The 16,441-nt window shown below is 58.6% G+C and carries 13 protein-coding genes; 4 read left to right on the top strand and 9 right to left on the bottom strand.

Translation table 11 applies throughout. The annotated features are described in order from the left end of the window. Positions 1-71: 71 nt before the first annotated feature. Entirely contained in the window at positions 72-311 is a 240-nt protein-coding gene (gene hfq / locus ACR0EN_RS03330) for an RNA chaperone Hfq (RefSeq protein ID WP_005982826.1), read from the top strand. Next, positions 311-1,582, top strand: coding sequence for a GTPase HflX (hflX, locus tag ACR0EN_RS03325; RefSeq protein WP_170396869.1), 1,272 nt, complete (start codon positions 311-313; stop codon positions 1,580-1,582). The genes hfq and hflX overlap by 1 nt, the downstream gene beginning before the upstream one ends. Here the strand turns inward: hflX and ACR0EN_RS03320 are convergent. The 4 genes from ACR0EN_RS03320 to hemB form a co-directional block, all read right to left on the bottom strand. Next, positions 1,579-1,974, bottom strand: coding sequence for a nuclear transport factor 2 family protein (locus ACR0EN_RS03320; RefSeq protein ID WP_170567134.1), 396 nt, complete (start codon positions 1,972-1,974; stop codon positions 1,579-1,581). The genes hflX and ACR0EN_RS03320 overlap by 4 nt on opposite strands. 103 nt (positions 1,975-2,077) lie before the next feature. Beyond that, on the bottom strand, positions 2,078-4,540 hold the full coding sequence (locus ACR0EN_RS03315; RefSeq protein ID WP_480585199.1) for a penicillin acylase family protein: 2,463 nt from the start codon (positions 4,538-4,540) through the stop codon (positions 2,078-2,080). A 165-nt stretch (positions 4,541-4,705) separates the two neighbouring features. Beyond that, positions 4,706-5,278 (bottom strand): lipid-binding SYLF domain-containing protein, encoded by a 573-nt coding sequence (locus ACR0EN_RS03310; RefSeq protein WP_170396874.1) that lies wholly within the window; start codon positions 5,276-5,278, stop codon positions 4,706-4,708. A 143-nt stretch (positions 5,279-5,421) separates the two neighbouring features. After that, entirely contained in the window at positions 5,422-6,420 is a 999-nt protein-coding gene (gene hemB / locus ACR0EN_RS03305) for a porphobilinogen synthase (protein WP_480585197.1), read from the bottom strand. A 120-nt stretch (positions 6,421-6,540) separates the two neighbouring features. Here hemB and ACR0EN_RS03300 point away from each other — a divergent pair, with 120 nt between their 5' ends. Together ACR0EN_RS03300 and mfd are read left to right on the top strand one after the other, a co-directional pair. Beyond that, complete coding sequence (locus ACR0EN_RS03300) at positions 6,541-7,065, top strand: component of SufBCD complex (protein WP_170396878.1); 525 nt, start codon at positions 6,541-6,543, stop codon at positions 7,063-7,065. A 21-nt stretch (positions 7,066-7,086) separates the two neighbouring features. Next, positions 7,087-10,542, top strand: coding sequence for a transcription-repair coupling factor (gene mfd / locus ACR0EN_RS03295; protein WP_480585193.1), 3,456 nt, complete (start codon positions 7,087-7,089; stop codon positions 10,540-10,542). Here mfd and ACR0EN_RS03290 read toward each other — a convergent pair. The 5 genes from ACR0EN_RS03290 to ACR0EN_RS03270 all read right to left on the bottom strand — a co-directional run bounded on the left by ACR0EN_RS03290 (position 10,539) and on the right by ACR0EN_RS03270 (position 16,388). After that, the gene (locus ACR0EN_RS03290) at positions 10,539-11,216 is read right to left on the bottom strand and encodes an SH3 domain-containing protein (RefSeq protein WP_170567142.1); all 678 of its coding nucleotides are present in this window, start codon (positions 11,214-11,216) and stop codon (positions 10,539-10,541) included. The genes mfd and ACR0EN_RS03290 overlap by 4 nt on opposite strands. Then, positions 11,213-12,877: a hypothetical protein gene (locus ACR0EN_RS03285; RefSeq protein ID WP_480585190.1), complete on the bottom strand. Its 1,665-nt coding sequence runs from the start codon at positions 12,875-12,877 to the stop codon at positions 11,213-11,215. Before ACR0EN_RS03285 ends, ACR0EN_RS03290 begins: the two co-directional genes overlap by 4 nt. A gap of 55 nt (positions 12,878-12,932) precedes the next feature. Beyond that, the gene (locus ACR0EN_RS03280) at positions 12,933-14,141 is read right to left on the bottom strand and encodes a multidrug effflux MFS transporter (RefSeq protein ID WP_170406074.1); all 1,209 of its coding nucleotides are present in this window, start codon (positions 14,139-14,141) and stop codon (positions 12,933-12,935) included. Positions 14,142-14,214: 73 nt separating this feature from the next. Beyond that, positions 14,215-14,874, bottom strand: coding sequence for a DsbA family oxidoreductase (locus ACR0EN_RS03275; protein ID WP_480585187.1), 660 nt, complete (start codon positions 14,872-14,874; stop codon positions 14,215-14,217). Further along, positions 14,871-16,388, bottom strand: coding sequence for a class I adenylate-forming enzyme family protein (locus ACR0EN_RS03270; protein WP_480585184.1), 1,518 nt, complete (start codon positions 16,386-16,388; stop codon positions 14,871-14,873). The genes ACR0EN_RS03275 and ACR0EN_RS03270 overlap by 4 nt, the downstream gene beginning before the upstream one ends. Between the last annotated feature and the right edge of the window lie 53 nt (positions 16,389-16,441).

The raw sequence follows: 16,441 nt of genomic DNA, 5'->3' as shown, positions 1-16,441 counted from the left end.
ACTCCATACTCTGCCGGAGGGAGCGCGTTGGTCCGCAGCGCGTAGCAAGAACAATGGCGAGATAACAAAATATGGCTTCGGACAGACAGAATCTGCAGGACGCGTTCCTGAACAATGTACGGAAAGCAAAGGTCCCGGTCACAATATTCCTGATCAACGGTGTGAAATTGCAGGGTGTAATCACCTGGTTCGACAACTTCTGCGTGCTGCTGCGCCGCGACGGACAGTCGCAGTTGGTGTACAAGCATGCGATTTCGACCATCATGCCGTCACAGCCGATCAACCTTTATGAGGGCGAAGACGCCTCTTGATGGAACATGAGAGGGCGCGCACCCGGGCTTGGGTGCTGCATCCCGAAATCAAATCAGATGAACAGCGCCGTGTCCCCGAACCAGCGCTGGAAGAGGCGGTGGCATTGGCTGCCGCTTTGCCCGATCTGGATGTGGTCGGTTCCGAAATAGTGCGCCTACCGCGCGCGCAGGCTGGTTTTCTGTTCGGCAGCGGCAAGATCGAGGAACTGGCCGAACGCCTCCACGACAATGAGATCGAGCTGGTTCTGATCGACGGGCCAGTGACTCCGGTTCAGCAGCGCAATCTGGAAAAAGCGTGGAAGGTCAAAATCCTCGACCGGACCGGTTTGATTCTGGAAATATTCAGCGACCGTGCGCGTACCCGTGAAGGTGTGCTGCAAGTTGAGATGGCCGCGCTTAGCTATCAGCGTACGCGACTGGTTCGGGCCTGGACCCACCTGGAACGTCAGCGCGGTGGACTTGGGTTTGTGGGTGGTCCCGGTGAAACTCAGATCGAGGCCGACCGGCGTGCTATTGATGAACAACTGGTCCGCCTGCGCCGACAATTGCAAAAAGTGGTGAAGACCCGCACCTTACACCGCGCAGCGCGCGCGAAGGTTCCATACCCGATTGTTGCACTTGTTGGCTATACAAACGCCGGGAAATCCACGCTGTTCAACAGCCTAACCGGGGCCGAGGTGATGGCAAAAGACATGCTGTTCGCCACGTTGGACCCAACTATGCGACGGGTTGAGCTGCCGGATGGCCCCGAGGTGATCCTGTCCGATACCGTGGGTTTCATCTCGAACCTGCCCACAGAACTGGTTGCGGCCTTCCGCGCCACGCTGGAAGAGGTTCTGGGGGCTGATCTGGTCGTGCATGTCCGCGATATCAGCCACGAAGAAACCGAGGCACAGGCACGGGATGTTGAGGCGATCCTGAACTCTTTGGGTGTTGAGGACAGTCGCCCCCGGTTGGAGGTTTGGAACAAGATCGATCTGCTGAGCCCGGAAGACCGCGAAGCCGCGCTTGCCCGGGCCGAGCGTGATCCGGCGATCTTTGCCATATCGGCCGTAACGGGCGAAGGTGTTGATCCGCTGCTGTCTGAAATCGCCACGATCCTGCAGGGCGCGCGGCATGAGACTATCCTGAAACTGGGCTTTGCCGATGGTGACAAACGCGCGTGGCTCTATCGTCAGGATGTGGTCAGGTCTGAAGATCAGACCGAAGAGGGGTTCGAGATCACGGTGCTCTGGACTGACAAGCAGGCGTCCCGCTTCGCGGCGTTCTAGGTACCGTCTATCTGGCGCTGGTAATCCTCTGCATCGAACCACCCAAGCGACGATAGCACCTTGTTGTCCTTTGAAAGCTCCCACTCTTCCCAGCCGCGTGTAACGACACGGTTGCCGGTCTCGGCGTGATGGCCTTCGAGGGTCCAGACAAAAATGGCATGCCCTCCGGCCCAACGCATCATATCGCAACGCACCTCAAGATCGGGGAATTCTGCATAGAACCCGCGAGCCATTTCGGCGATTGCGGCATGGCCGCGCAGGGGCTCACCGCGATTAATGCTGATCTGACCTTCGGGGGCGAAAAAACTGGCGACCAAGTCGGGATCGCCCGAGCTCCAGGCGATGGCATAATCGCGTGCGAGATTGTTTAAGGTGTCTCGAAAGCTGCCCATGCATTTTCCCCCTTCGTGCAATGCGACGGCCAGACGAGTTTAGGCGATAACGAAGGGGTGCGCCACGCGAGGTTCAAAAAGGGGCGGGGATTTGCCGATCAGATCAGCGCGGGTTCAGGACAGTCACACCAACCGCCGCTGCACGGGCAAGCCCGATATCCAGCGACATGGGGATGTATTCCCCGCGCCGCCATAGTTGGGCCTGATCGTCATAATAGCGAGATAGGAAATGGCCTGACTGGCCAGTTGCGGTGATGAAAACCGAACTATCGGGGTCCGCAAAATCGTAGACGCCACGATAACCTGCGCCATGCACATTCTGGAACGGGTCCGGTCCTTCGCCTGACGTGCGCCCGCGCAGCAGTGTGTTATCGCCACCGCTGGTGGATTGGCGAATGTTGACGAAAAACCGCAGCACCGGAACCTGGCCCAGTGCAGGGTGATCCTGGGTGGCCTGATGCGCATCGCCCCAGCGTAAAGATTCGAGTGCGGGGCCATAGCGTTCGGAAATCCAAATGATCGCGTCATCCAGGGCCAGTCGTGCCATGTCGGTGCAATTTTCAACGGGAGCGCTCTGAACCACGTCGCACCAGACCGAGGCACCGTCGATATCGCGATACACCCGTTCGATAAACAGCGGCTCGACATGCTTGTATTCGGCAGCCAGCGGACCAAGTTCGTCCGAGATCAGGCGGATTTGCAGCGCGCGCAACCATGCGGCGTAGATCAGGGGTTCCGGCAGATGCTCGTTCATCTCACCGTTCCAGTTGGCCAGCAGATCCAGCGCGATCTGACGCTGCCGTTCGGGCGTGCCTTCGGGTGCCGACTCACCGGTAAACCAGAGGTCGGCGCCGATCAGAGGAAGCAGTGATCGCGCTGTAAAGCTAACCGTGTCTAACTGCGCTTCGATAAAACTGTCACGCGTATGTACCTCGCGCGATTGCATCAGGCGTTCCCAGCGATTGACCCGCTGGGTGTCGCCCCACTCGTACGACACATGGCGCGGGAAGGGCCGGTCGATAATCTTGTTGTTGGTGTTACCCAGAACTCCGCCGACCGGGGCCACGAATTCAGGATTGTCGGAATAGGGCAGGCGGCCCTGCCAACGGTTCCGTTCCAGCCAGCCGGGGGTGGGAATGCGGCCTCGGCTTTGATTATTCAGATCGCGCCGGGGCATTGCGCCGACCAGTTTCATGCCGATCGTGTCTTTATCGACAAGCGACAAGTTTTGCGAAGGGGCAATATAGTCCTCGGCCGCATCAATGGCGTCCCGAACTGAATCGGCATTCATCAGCGCCAAAGAGGCGCTCATGGATGTATCGCGGGGGCTTAGCGCGCTCCACGACAGAGACGCGACATGGCCCGGTGGTGTGATGGTTTCCAGATCATAATGCGTGCCCGGCAGAACCGGGCCATTCTCGGTCCAGCGCAGGGTCAGGGTAATTGGGGCGGCGTCTTTGATCTCGATAATCGAAGGGCGGGTCTGAAAGCGTTTGTAGCCGTCTGGGGTAAGGTATTCTTCGGGATTGTCGGGGTTCAGTTGTTCGATGTGAACGTCCTGATCGTCCAGATAGGAGGAGGTAAGGCCCCAGCCCAAGCGCTCACTCCGTCCGGCTGAGATTGCCGGTACGCCTGGAATCGTTGCACCGATAACGCCGCCTTTGGCCAGTTCCAGCCGAGCCAGATACCAAATACCCGGAGCGGTGAGGCCCAGATGCGGATCGTTTGCCAGCAACGTGCCACCGCTGGCCGAGCGGGACGGCGCGGCGGTCCACGCGTTTGACGCACCTGCCAGCCCGCGCTGCGGGAAAGGCGACAGCCGCGTGTCGGGCATCGGGGTGCCTTGGGCATAGCGCGGAAGGTCTGGAAACAGATCAGCATACTCGGGCAGCGCGGCAATACCGGGACCGGGGACGTCGGGCAGAATGTCGGCCAGCCGTGCGGGATTATCCAGCATCAGCGATGTGCGTGCGCGCAACACTTCATCAGCAAGGTGGCCGGAAAGCTGCAGGCTCATCAGCTTGATAATCGCTACGCTGTCGCCCGGCTGCCATGGGGGAACGGGGGCGTTGAACAGGAACATCTCGGGGGCGCCACGTCCAAGCGACTGTTCGTTGATCTCGGTAAGCCGAGCATTGATCCCTGCGGAATAAGCGCGAAGCGCGGCCTTGGTATAGTCGTCCTGAAACTCGACTGAGCGATGGGCGAGCCCGTAAAGATCGAAACGACGTAGCAATTTGTCGATGGCTACCGTGCGCTGGCCGAACACTTCGGACAAGCGGCCCTGTGCAGTCCGACGCAGAATGGTCATCTGCCACAGCCTGTCTTGTGCATGGGCATAGCCCAGACCAAAGAACACGTCCGGGTCAGACTGGCCCAGTATATGCGGCACATTTGCAGTGTCGCGAACGATCTCGACAGGGGCAGTTATTCCTTCAACTTCAAGGGTTTGATTGTATTCAGGCAGGGATTGGCTGGCCAGAAAGTAGACCAACCCCACAGCAGCGATTGCCAGCAGGATCAGGCCTGTCGTAAGTCTCACCAGCCAGCGAAAAACCAGGCCCATCTGTCCCCCGAGAATTCTATGCGGTCATTTGCGCTAAGGTTACTGGAACCTCCGCCCGACCGAAAGAGGAATGCCACTGGAATTTGTGGAAAACCGCGAAAACACGGAGCCCCGCCACAAGATGTAGCGGGGCTCGTCAGAGGGGGGAGGGTGGTATCTTGGGTCTTAGGGGATGATGCGCGTATATTTGGTGCCTTCGACCGTCGCGCCGAACTTCAGACCCGCCTGTCCAAAGACTGCGGCCAGCACGGGTTTGCGCAACTGAGTGGTGTCGGTCGACAAGGATTCTCCGGTCGCGTCGACGACGTATCCGATATCTGCACCGGCCGTCCAACCGCTGGAGCGGCGGAAATCGTTCAATGCCTCTTCGGTCATGAAGAACAGAACATGCGCATATTGCTGTGCGCCGATCTGCAGACCCGCAGTACCGGAGATGGCGGAATAATAGTCGACCGTCGCGCCCTGAATACGCAGTGCACCCTGACCATAGGCGCCACCGAAGATAAATCCGGCATCTGTAATCAGTGGCATGACCAACATTCCGTTGGCCTTGTTGGCAATCTCAACGGTGTTGGGATACTTGCTGTACATCTCGTTCAGCGTCGCGTCGACGCGCGCGTCGAGTGTGACTGCGTTGGAGTTGCCAACGCCGTTGCCGCAGGCGGCGGTCAGCGTCAGTCCGGCCATGCCAAAAGCAAAACCGCGACGGCTAAGTCGGGGGGAGTTTGAACTGCTCATGTTTCTCTGTCTCTGTGTATGTGCCTGATATGTCGGGTGTACCCGATCTTGTCTGCAAGAATACGCCGATTGCACCGGCCTGTCACGGGAAAGCTGTGCTGCGCCCGCAGCAAATCGGCGAAAAATTGCGACAATCTGAGGTGTTAGCCCTGCAGGATGCGCGCGGCTTCGGGTGCAAAATAGGTCAGGATGCCGTCACACCCTGCGCGCTTGAAGGCCAGCAGGCTTTCCAGCATCACCTTTTCGCCGTCGATCCAACCGTTTTGTGCAGCGGCTTGGATCATCGCGTATTCGCCAGACACCTGATAGGCATAGGTCGGTGCACCGAAGCTGTCTTTGACCCGTCGGCAGATGTCCAAGTATGGCATCCCCGGTTTGATCATGACCATATCTGCACCCTCGGTCAGATCGCGCTCGATCAGACGCAGGGCCTCGTCCGAGTTGGCAGGATCCATCTGATAGGTCTTCTTGTCACCGGTCAGTGCGCCTGATGCCCCAACGGCGTCGCGGAAAGGGCCGTAGAAAGCGCTGGCATATTTGGCGGCATAACTCAGGATCATGACATTGTGGTGACCCGCCGACTCAAGTGCGCTGCGCATGGCGCCGATACGGCCATCCATCATGTCGGACGGGCCGATGATGTCAGCTCCGGCTTCGGCCTGCGCCAGCGTCATTTTCACCAGCGCCTCAACAGTCTGGTCATTCACAATCTCGCCATCGACCACATAGCCGTCATGGCCGTTGATGTTGTAGGGGTCCAGGGCCACATCCGTCATCACCGCGATTTCGGGCGCAGCAGTCTTAATTGCACGAATGGCGCGGTTGGACAGGTTGTCGGGGTTCCAGGCCTCGGCACAATCTTCGGTTTTCAGGCTCGGATCGGTGTACGGGAAAATACATATTGCAGGAATACCAAGGGCTTGCGCTTCCACCGCGGCTTTGGTGATCAGGTCGACCGAGCGTCGCACGACCCCGGGCATCGACGGGACGGGTTCTTCGATATTTTCACCATCGCGCACAAAAACAGGCCAGATAAAGTCATTCACGGTCAAGGTGTTCTCGCGCACCAGACCCCGGATCGCCTCGGATTGGCGGGTCCGGCGGAAACGGGTCCGGGGATATAGGGCGATGGTCGGTTTCATGGCGCACTCTCCTTGAACAATTGCGCATTGGGTGGCATGAATTCCCGGTGGTCTCAAGGGTAACAATGGACGCATCGCTGCGATGACGGTCCCTGCGGACGTTGAACAAAGGGCAGACGCTTGGACATATACTCTTCGATTTTCGAACTCATCGACATGCGGAGCTTTTCGAATCTGTGGTACTGGATCGGTCTGGCCGTTCTTTGGTCATCTGCCAGCCACTGGACGATGGGGGTGCCCTATGATCTTGTGATGCGCGCCCGTCGTGTAGGTGGTCAATCAGAACAAGACCTTCTGGATGTCGCGCGGATCAACTCGAACAGAGTGTTGTATATCGTCGAAACCTCGGGTCTGGTATTGATGGCAATTTGCTGTTTTGTTTTGACAGGCCTTGCAACGTTGGGTTTCTTCTACGACGTGGAATTCGCACAGGCCGTATTCCTTCTTCTGCTCCCGATGTGTTTTGTCATGATGATCAGTATTGCGGCAGCGCGTCGATTGCAGACTCAAGAAGCGACCGTAGAAAACGTTTCCAAAACGCTGACGCGCAGTCGGACCTTTACTCAGATCATCGGTATGTTCTCGATCTTGATCACTGCGTTCTGGGGAATGTATCAGAACATTTCGATTGGTGTCCTGGGTTAGTAGTCCCTGAAAGGCAAGGTAATGACGGCTCCGAACCACGTAACAGTCGGCGGCGGCCCCGAGGGGTTTGATGCACAGCTTGTGCTGAATGAGATCGCGCGCTCGGGCGGTCCAGTCTGCCATATCGCCCGCGATGACAAACGGATGGAGGCGATGCGGGCAGCGTTGGCATTCTTTGCGCCGGACATGCCCGTATTTGTATTCCCCGGATGGGACTGCTTGCCCTATGATCGGGTGTCGCCCAATGCCGACATTTCTGCTGCCCGCGTGGCAACACTGGCTGCTTTGGTGCATCAGATGCCGCAGCGGTTCGTGCTGCTTACCACGCTCAATGCCGCGACCCAACGGGTACCCGCGCGTGCAGTGTTGCGAGAGGCCGCATTCACCGCTCGCGTAGATCAGCGCATAGACGAAGATGCCCTACGCAACTTTCTGGTGCGGATGGGCTTTACCCAAAGCCCCACGGTGATGGAGCCCGGAGACTACGCTATCCGAGGCGGTATCATCGACATCTTCCCACCCGGTGAGAGCGGTCCCGTGCGGCTGGACTTGTTCGGGGATGTTCTGGATGGTGCACGCCGGTTTGATCCTGTCTCGCAGCGAACGACTGAAAAACTTGATGTGGTCGAGCTTGCCCCGGTGTCCGAGGTCATACTGGACGAAGCCGCCATCACACGATTCCGTCAGAACTATCGCATCGAATTCGGCGCGGCGGGTACGGATGATCCCTTATACGAAGCTGTCAGCGCAGGTCGCAAGCATCAGGGGATCGAGCATTGGTTGCCGTTTTTCCATGAAGAACTGGAAACCCTGTTCGACTATCTTCCGGGGGCCTCAATCTCGCTTGACGATCAGGTCACGCCTGCTCGGCTGGCGCGCTGGGATACGATTGCGGATCAGTTTGAGACGCGAAAGCTCGCTTTGGAAAACCGCTCGCGCATGGATACGGTTTATAAACCGACGCCTCCCGGTCTGCTCTATATGGACGATGCTGCATGGGAAGATGCAGTGGGCGATCGTCGCGTTTTGCAGTTCAGCCCGCTGCCGCAGGCGAGTGGTCCGGGCGTGATCGATGCGGGCGGACGGATCGGGCGCAACTTTGCACCCGAACGTCAGCAGGAAAGCATCAGCCTGTTTGGCGCTCTGGCGGCGCATATCACCGAAAAGATGGACAAGGGGCCGGTCCTCATTGCCTCTTACTCCGAAGGCGCTCGTGAACGACTGACCGGCTTGATCGAAGATGAAGGCCTGGCCGAGGCGATCCCGGTGACCGACGGAACCCGGGTTGGAAAGCGCGGCCTGCATCTTGCGGTTTGGGCATTGGAACACGGGTTTGAAGCGCCCAATCTGACCGTGATCTCGGAACAGGACGTTCTGGGCGACCGTCTGATCCGCCAACCCAAGAAACGCCGCAAGGCCGAGAACTTCCTGACTGAAACGCAGTCGCTATCGCCCGGTGATCTGGTGGTGCATGTTGACCACGGGATCGGGCGGTATCAGGGGATGGAGGTCGTTACGGCTGTTGGGGCCGCCCATGAGTGCCTGCTGCTGGAATATGCTGAACAGTCCAAACTCTACCTGCCGGTCGAAAACATCGAACTGCTTTCGAAATATGGCCATGACGAAGGGCTGCTTGATCGCTTGGGCGGTGGCGCTTGGCAGGCCAAGAAGGCCAAGCTGAAAGAGCGCATCCGCGAAATGGCCGACAAGCTGATCCGCATCGCCGCCGAACGAGCCCTGCGGAAAGCTCCTGTCATGGACCCACCGCCGCATGCATGGGAAGAGTTCAGCGCGCGTTTCCCATATCAGGAGACCGACGATCAGTTGCGCGCGATTTCCGAGGTGATGGAAGACATGCATTCCGGCGCGCCGATGGATCGTCTGATCTGCGGGGATGTAGGCTTTGGCAAGACCGAGGTCGCCATGCGCGCAGCCTTTGTCGCCGCGATGTCGGGCGTACAGGTTGCCATTGTGGCACCGACCACGTTGCTCGCGCGGCAACACGCGGCGTCCTTCAAGGATCGCTTCCGGGGTTTCCCACTTGAAGTCCGGCAACTGTCGCGCTTTGTCTCGGCCAAAGAGGCGCAGCAAACCCGAGACGGGCTGGCGCGGGGCACGGTGGATATCGTGATCGGCACCCATGCGTTGCTGGCGAAAGGGATACGGTTCAATAATCTAGGCCTGCTGATCATCGACGAGGAACAGCATTTCGGCGTGGGCCACAAGGAACGGCTGAAACAGCTGCGCTCGGACGTGCACGTCCTGACCCTGACAGCGACACCGATCCCACGAACTCTGCAGCTGTCCCTGACAGGCGTGCGTGATCTGTCGATCATAGGCACGCCCCCCATCGACCGGCTTGCGATCCGCACCTATGTTAGCGAATTCGACGCGGTAACGATCCGTGAGGCGCTGCTGCGCGAGCATTATCGTGGCGGGCAGAGCTTCTATGTGGTGCCGCGCATCTCTGACCTGCCTGAGATCGAGGAATTCCTGAAAGAGCAGTTGCCTGAACTATCCTACGTGGTCGCACACGGGCAGATGGCTGCGGGTGAGCTTGATGACCGGATGAACGCGTTCTACGACGGTAAATACGACGTTCTGCTGGCCACGACGATTGTGGAAAGCGGGCTGGATATCCCGACTGCCAACACGATGGTCGTGCATCGGGCGGATATGTTTGGCCTAGCGCAGCTCTATCAGATCCGGGGGCGGGTGGGGCGCTCAAAAACCCGCGCCTATGCCTATCTGACCACCAAACCGCGCCAGCGCCTGACGGCGACGGCTGAGAAACGGTTGCGGGTTCTGGGCTCGCTGGATACGCTCGGGGCCGGGTTCACACTGGCATCGCAAGATCTCGACATTCGTGGTGCGGGCAACCTGCTGGGTGAGGAACAGTCCGGCCAGATGCGTGATGTGGGCTACGAACTCTACCAATCGATGCTGGAAGAGGCGATTGCCAAGATCAAAGCCGGCGAGATGGAGGGGCTGTCGGATGCCGATGACCAATGGGCGCCGCAGATCAATCTGGGTGTCCCGGTTCTGATCCCCGAGGATTATGTGCCCGATCTGGACGTGCGTCTGGGCCTCTACCGCCGCCTGTCGTCACTGTCGACGAAAGTGGAACTGGAAGGATTCGCTGCCGAGTTGATCGATCGCTTCGGCAGCCTGCCGAAAGAGGTGAATACCCTGATGCTTGTCGTGCGCATCAAGGCGATGTGCAAACGCGCCGGGATCGCCAAGCTGGACGGCGGGCCAAAGGGCGCAACGATACAGTTCCACAATGATAAGTTCGCCTCACCCGAGGGGTTGGTCGAGTTCATTCAGAACCAACGCGGGCTGGCCAAGGTCAAGGACAACAAGATCGTTGTGCGGCGCGACTGGAAGAAGGACAGCGACAAGATCAAAGGTGCGTTTGCCATCGCCCGTGATCTGGCCGAAAAGGTCGTGGCTGTGAAGAAAAAGGCGAAAGCCTAGTCCCCTGTCACAAAAGTGCAGAGCTGCCAGTCACCCGCTTCGGATTTTACAAACGCAGCGCGGTAACCGACCATTGATGCCAGAAAATCGCTGAGTAAGTAGCCCGATGTCCCATCGGTCAGTCTGATTTTCTGGTATTCCTCATCAGGTTGATAGTCAGGGACGATCACGATTTCATGACTGATCAGCGCGAGGATGGGCGCGCCACGAGACGGTGCCTGACGCAGTGTGATGCTTTCGCCCGAAACGTAGAAGGCGGTGAAAGGGTCCACTGTAGCGGGAAGAATGATCCGCCAATAGTGCGGCATCCAGAATTCACCCTGATCGTCAAAATATCCCGGTTGGGAAACCGTTTGCTGCAATTGCGACCAGTAAAAATCACGTAGCTCCGCAGCCTCGTCCTTAAATTCTTCACCAAGCGTTTCCGGAGGCACAGTCAAGTTGGTGCGAAACTCTTCCGGTCCACCTGCTGTACCGTGGCTGAGATAGATGTCGGGACAAGCGGCGGCGACAACTGCATCGGTATCGCGTGCCTCGATTTTCGCCAGCAAGTCAGCTCGGAATGCGACCAGTGATGGATTTTGACCTGCCTCGTCGATAGGTGGAAAGGTCTGGCGCTGTGCCAGCGCTGGAGTGGCAAGCAGCAGGCCTGCCACCAAAAGGAATAGCTTCATTCCGCAGCCCTCATGGCGGCTTGGGCACAGAAGCATGACGCGCCGACGGTGCGGTCCGCGCGCGCCAAGGCAAGATCAAGGCGTTGCTTGATTTGGCGGATTTCTACTGTCTCGCCGCGTGTTTTCAGGCAATCATGCAAACCCTTCAAACTCCAGACATTGTCAGGGTGGATCGAGGCGCGGCTGAGCGTGCCACCCAAGCCTAGATCTTCACGATAGACTGCCTCGGCCTCGTTCACATGCCCTTGTTCGAACAACAACGCACCAAGCGCATGGCGTGTTGGTTGCATCCAACCCCATGGCTCGTCATAGGGCAGCGTGTCATCCAACTCGACCGAGCGGCGTAGATGTGCATAGGCAATCTCGTAGTTGCCTTTGCGATACTCGATTTCTCCGCGCAGCATTTCTGCTGCGATCTCCAGGAGATCGATGACCCGATTGTTGTGCAGGCGGCGGGTCTCGGGCACGCAGGTTTTTGCGGCAAGGAACAACTGCTCTTCGGCCTCGGCCTGCGCCACCTCATCAGTGGCTGCATGGGCGATGGCGCGAGCATAATGTGTTGTTGCTGTCAAAGTGCGATAGAGGTCAGGGTCGTCTGGTAAATTCAGTGCCTTGGCCTCTTCCCAGCGGCCAAAGCGGATCAGGATATGCGGGCCCATGGACATGTAGCTTTCAAAATAATCCGCCATCGGCGGGCTTTCGATCCGAAGCATATCTTCGGGGGTGGTATTCCACAGGCCCTGATTGGCACGCAGGGCTGGTTCCATCTGACCGAGAAACAGAGCGCCATAGATAGTGAAGTGATAGTTGTGCTGACGATAGCCTGTGTAGATGTTGAACGCGCCTTCACGCTCATAATACTTCAGATCGGCCTCGGTAGCCTTTTCGTTCCAGTGGGCAACGTTGTGATAGTGGCCGCACAGCACGTCGATATGGGTCGGCATATGCACCAGGTGACCGGCATCGGGTACGAGTGTACGCAGGATGTCTCCGGCCTGCAGCGCCTTTTCTGGCGTCGGCGACATCTCCATCAGGTGCACATATAGGTGAAGTAGACCGGGATGAGACATCGACGCCGGGTCATTGACCATAGCGGTCTCCAAAGCGTCTTGCGCTTCAAGGGTCGCGGCACCCTCGGCCGGTTGACCCGTTTTCAGGTCCCACATCTGCCACGGGGTGAGGTTCATCAGCGCCTCAACATGGATCGTGCGCAGGTCCAGATCATCAGGCTGTTCGGCAAATGCGGCGCGCATGGCGTCCGCATAGTCATAGTCCCACTGGTGCATGTTTTCGGTGGGGTCGCGCTGAGGGTATCGGGCGGGTAGGGCGCGGATCAACGCTTGCTCAACCGCTGTGCACCCGTTGAGCAGCGACAGCGCCTTCTGTGTTGCATCATAGGCGATGGCCAGTGATTTGGCCCGGCCCTGATCGTCCCGCAATTCCCAAGGCAGGTTATAGTTTGGGCCTGCTGCATAGGCGACGCCCCAATGGGCCATGGCGCAATCCGGGTCAATCTCGGCAGCTTTCTGAAAGCAGGTGACCGCTTCGTCGTGGTTGTAGCCATACGTCCAGACCAATCCGCGATCGAACCAAAGCTGTGCTTCGGGTGATGCTGTGGTGACGGCACAGGAATACGTGCCCAGATCATAATAGTCGCTCATGGCGCCCCCCCACGATTTGCGGGAAGGTTAGCGTGTTTCAGCGGCTCTGCACAGATCAGGCGGGCAGTCTGTTTTCGATCCGGCCCATATGTAGCATCAGGCCGAAGCCAAGGATGCACATCGTCAGCACGCCGGTCGTCAGCGGTGTGATCGACCCGTCAAATAACAGCCCAATAGGGGCCGCGATGGCAGCCGCCAGAATTGTGGCGATCGAGCCAATGACCGAGGCAGCCATTCCCGCGATATGACCCATAGGTTCCATGGCAATGGCGTTCAGGTTGCCCATGGTTACACCGGCCATAAAGAAGATCGAGGTCTGCCACGCCACAAAAACAGCAAATGACGCGCCCGGTGAAAGTGGTGTCATGTTCAGGATGATGACGGCGCTTGTTATCAGAATCTGCGCGCCCAAGGCCCAGGTCACCATACGGCGCATCCCGACGCGTACGACCACGGCAGCGTTCAAAAGGCTGGCCGAACCCGAGATCAGCGCCACGAAGGCGAACCAGAAGGGAAAGCTGTCTGCCCGATCATGGATGACGTCAAAAACCGGCTGAACCATCGTTAGCATGGTGAACAGCAACCCCATGCACAGCGTCTGCACCAGGATCGAGAGGCGCACGGTGGGGTGTGCGAACATCTCATGCACTGCCGCAATCATCAGGGGCAGGCGGAAGGGGCGCCGGTTTTCGGGCGCCAAAGATTCAGGCAGGCGCGTGGCCATCCAGATCACGATGATCGTGGCGAATATGATGAAGGACACAAAGATGCCGCGCCAGCCGACCAGTGCAATAACGCCTGCGCCTAGCAGCGGTGCCACGGCGGGGACCAGAGTAAAGATCATCATCGCAATCGAGATGATGCGCGCCATCTCGCGCCCTGAAAACAAGTCGCGAATGATCGCCATAGCCACAACGCGCGGCCCGGCCGCCCCGAGGCCCTGCGCGATGCGCGCAGCCAGCACCAGTTCAAGCGATGAGCTCGACCACGCAACAGCGCAGGCAAGTATATAGAGAGCGGCACCACCATAAATCACCGGCTTGCGCCCGACCGCATCGGAAATTGGCCCAGTAAAGAATGTGCCGATCCCCATGCCCAGCACAAAAGAGGTCAGGATCAACTGTGCTTTGTTCAGATCGTAGGGGCTGAGCTCTGCGCCGATCTCGGGCAGGGCTGGCAGCATTGAATCGATCGAAAAGGCTATCGTGGCGAACATCATCGCGATCAACGCAATGAATTCGCCCCGGGACATGCGGTCGGCCATGGGGAACTCCTTCCCGAATGCGCTATCACGGCGTTTCGGGTTGGACTAGATCAGAAATGCACAGAGGTATGTGCTATTCTGCAGGGGAAGCCTCAATCTGAGACATGATCTCAGAGATCACTTTTGCCCACAATTCAGGAGGTTGCGCGCCCGGAACGGCGTGCTGGTTTGCAACGATGTATGTGGGAACCGAATTTACGCCCATTTCGCGTGAATGGCTGTCGCGGTTACGGATATCCTCGCGGTCGGCGTCTGACTGCAGCAGTTTCAGTACAACCGCTGCGTCCATGCCGACGCTGTCGGCGACATCAGCCAACACCTCATGATCACCAATATCACGCGCCTCGACGAAGTAAGCATTAAAGAGTGCATCGACCACGGCATCCTGCTTGCCCTCAATCCCCGCCCAGTGGATCAGGCGGTGGGCATCCAGCGTGTTGGGCGTGCGTTTCATGCCTTCGAAATCGATATTCAAACCTGCGTTTTCGGCATGTTCGACAACGGGAGCGTATGCGCGAACTGCTCCGTCCTTGCCGCCGAACTTCCGTTCAAGGTATTCGCGCCGATCCATGCCCTCGTCGGGCATATCGGGGTTCAGCTGAAAGGGGTGCCACTCGATCACAAAGGGGTGGTCTGGCACTTCGGCCAGCGCCTTGTCCAGATGGGTCTTGCCGATATAGCACCAGGGGCAAATCGGATCGGACATGATGTCGAGCTTTACAGTGTGTGTCATTCGGACGTCGCCTTGAAATAGGCCGGCAGGGCGCGGCGCAGAAGTTTGCCGTTGCCTCCGGTGGGCAAGGCGGGCAGATGGACAAAGGCACGCGGCTGTTTGTAGCGCGCCAACTTGTCAGACACATAGGCGTGCAGGTCCGCCGCGTCCAGTTCTTCGGGGCCAGTGTAGAAGGCAACGATGATCGAACTGTCCTGTTTTACCTCAACCGTAGCCGCCCCGACCTGGGTGATCTCGGGATGGGTGGATAAGGCCGCCTCGACTTCGACCGGGGAAACGCGATATCCGCCCGCATTCATCATGTCGTCATCTCGACCCAGATAGGTGATTTGCCCATCAACGGCCATCGCGCCTTGATCACCGGTCAGGAACCAATCTCCCTGCATCCGAGCAGCGGCCTCGTCGGGGGCATTCAGATAGGTTAGCATCAGGCCCGGATCTTCGCGATGTACGGCTATTGTACCTTCCTGACCTTGTGGCACAGGGCCATCCGGCCCGAGGATGGCAATCCGACGCCCGGGCTGCGGCTGCCCCAACGCTGTGCCGCGTGCTGGGTGGCTTGGGCTGGATGAGATGAAGGTCGAGCATTCGGACATGCCGTAAGCCTCATAAAGCTCGGTGCCGGTGGACTGCACCCATTGTTCATGCAGGTGTCGCGACAGCTTTTCCCCGGCGCAAAGGCCGTGGCGCAGATCGGGAAGGCCGGGCTGCGCGTCACTTTGCATCATCTTCCGAAAGACCCCCGGTGCGGCTGCAAAGATGGTGGCACGATGTTGTTTCAACAGGGCAGGCAGATCGCGTATGTCTGTCCCGGGTTCAGGGATCAGAGCCGTTGCACCAATGGCCCAAGGGTCCATCAAGCCGGTGCCCAGCGTGTAGGTCCAATTGAATGCCCCCGCATGGCACAGCCGGTCCGAGGATTTCAGGCCATACCAGCCGTCGACCATCATCTGCCGAGCCCAGATGGCGCGGTGTGCATGCGCAACCGCACGGGGTTTGCCCGAAGTGCCCGAAGTGTAGACCACGTAGGCCAGCCGCTCGGGATCTCCCATGGCAAAACTTGCAGGCGGCAGTGATCGCATCCGGGCCAGTTCAGGCAGCATGATCTGATCCGGGTGCGGCGCGCAGGCGACCTGGGGATCTCGCAAAATGGCGGCGGGTTTCAGATCGTCGATGATCTTTGCGGTCTCTTGCTCGGTGAGTTGTGATGAGGTGGGCACGGGGACCAGTCCCACGGCGATTGCGCCCAGATAGGCGATCGGAAAATCGACGGTATTGCCCAATCGCATGAGAACAATGTCTTGGGCGCGAAGGCCGCTCTGCAGCAATCCTGAACCGGTGCCCATTATCGCCGAATGCAGATCGCCATAGGTCCAGTCTGTTGCACCATCCGATCTCAGCACCGAAAGCGCGGTCTTCTCAGCTGAACTTTTCGCATGGCGCAGCACATGCGCGGCAAGATTGAATGGGCGCGGGTAGGGCGTAGGCGGCCCCTGATCAAAGATCGACAACATGAGAACTGGCTATCCCCGTGCGAGGCGCGTTGCAAGCAGGGCATGCTCGCCCT

The sequence above is a fragment of the Ruegeria sp. AB7 genome (assembly GCF_056542625.1).
Note: the sequence above shows the minus strand (reverse complement) of the source record. Positions and strands in the feature narration are given on the sequence as shown.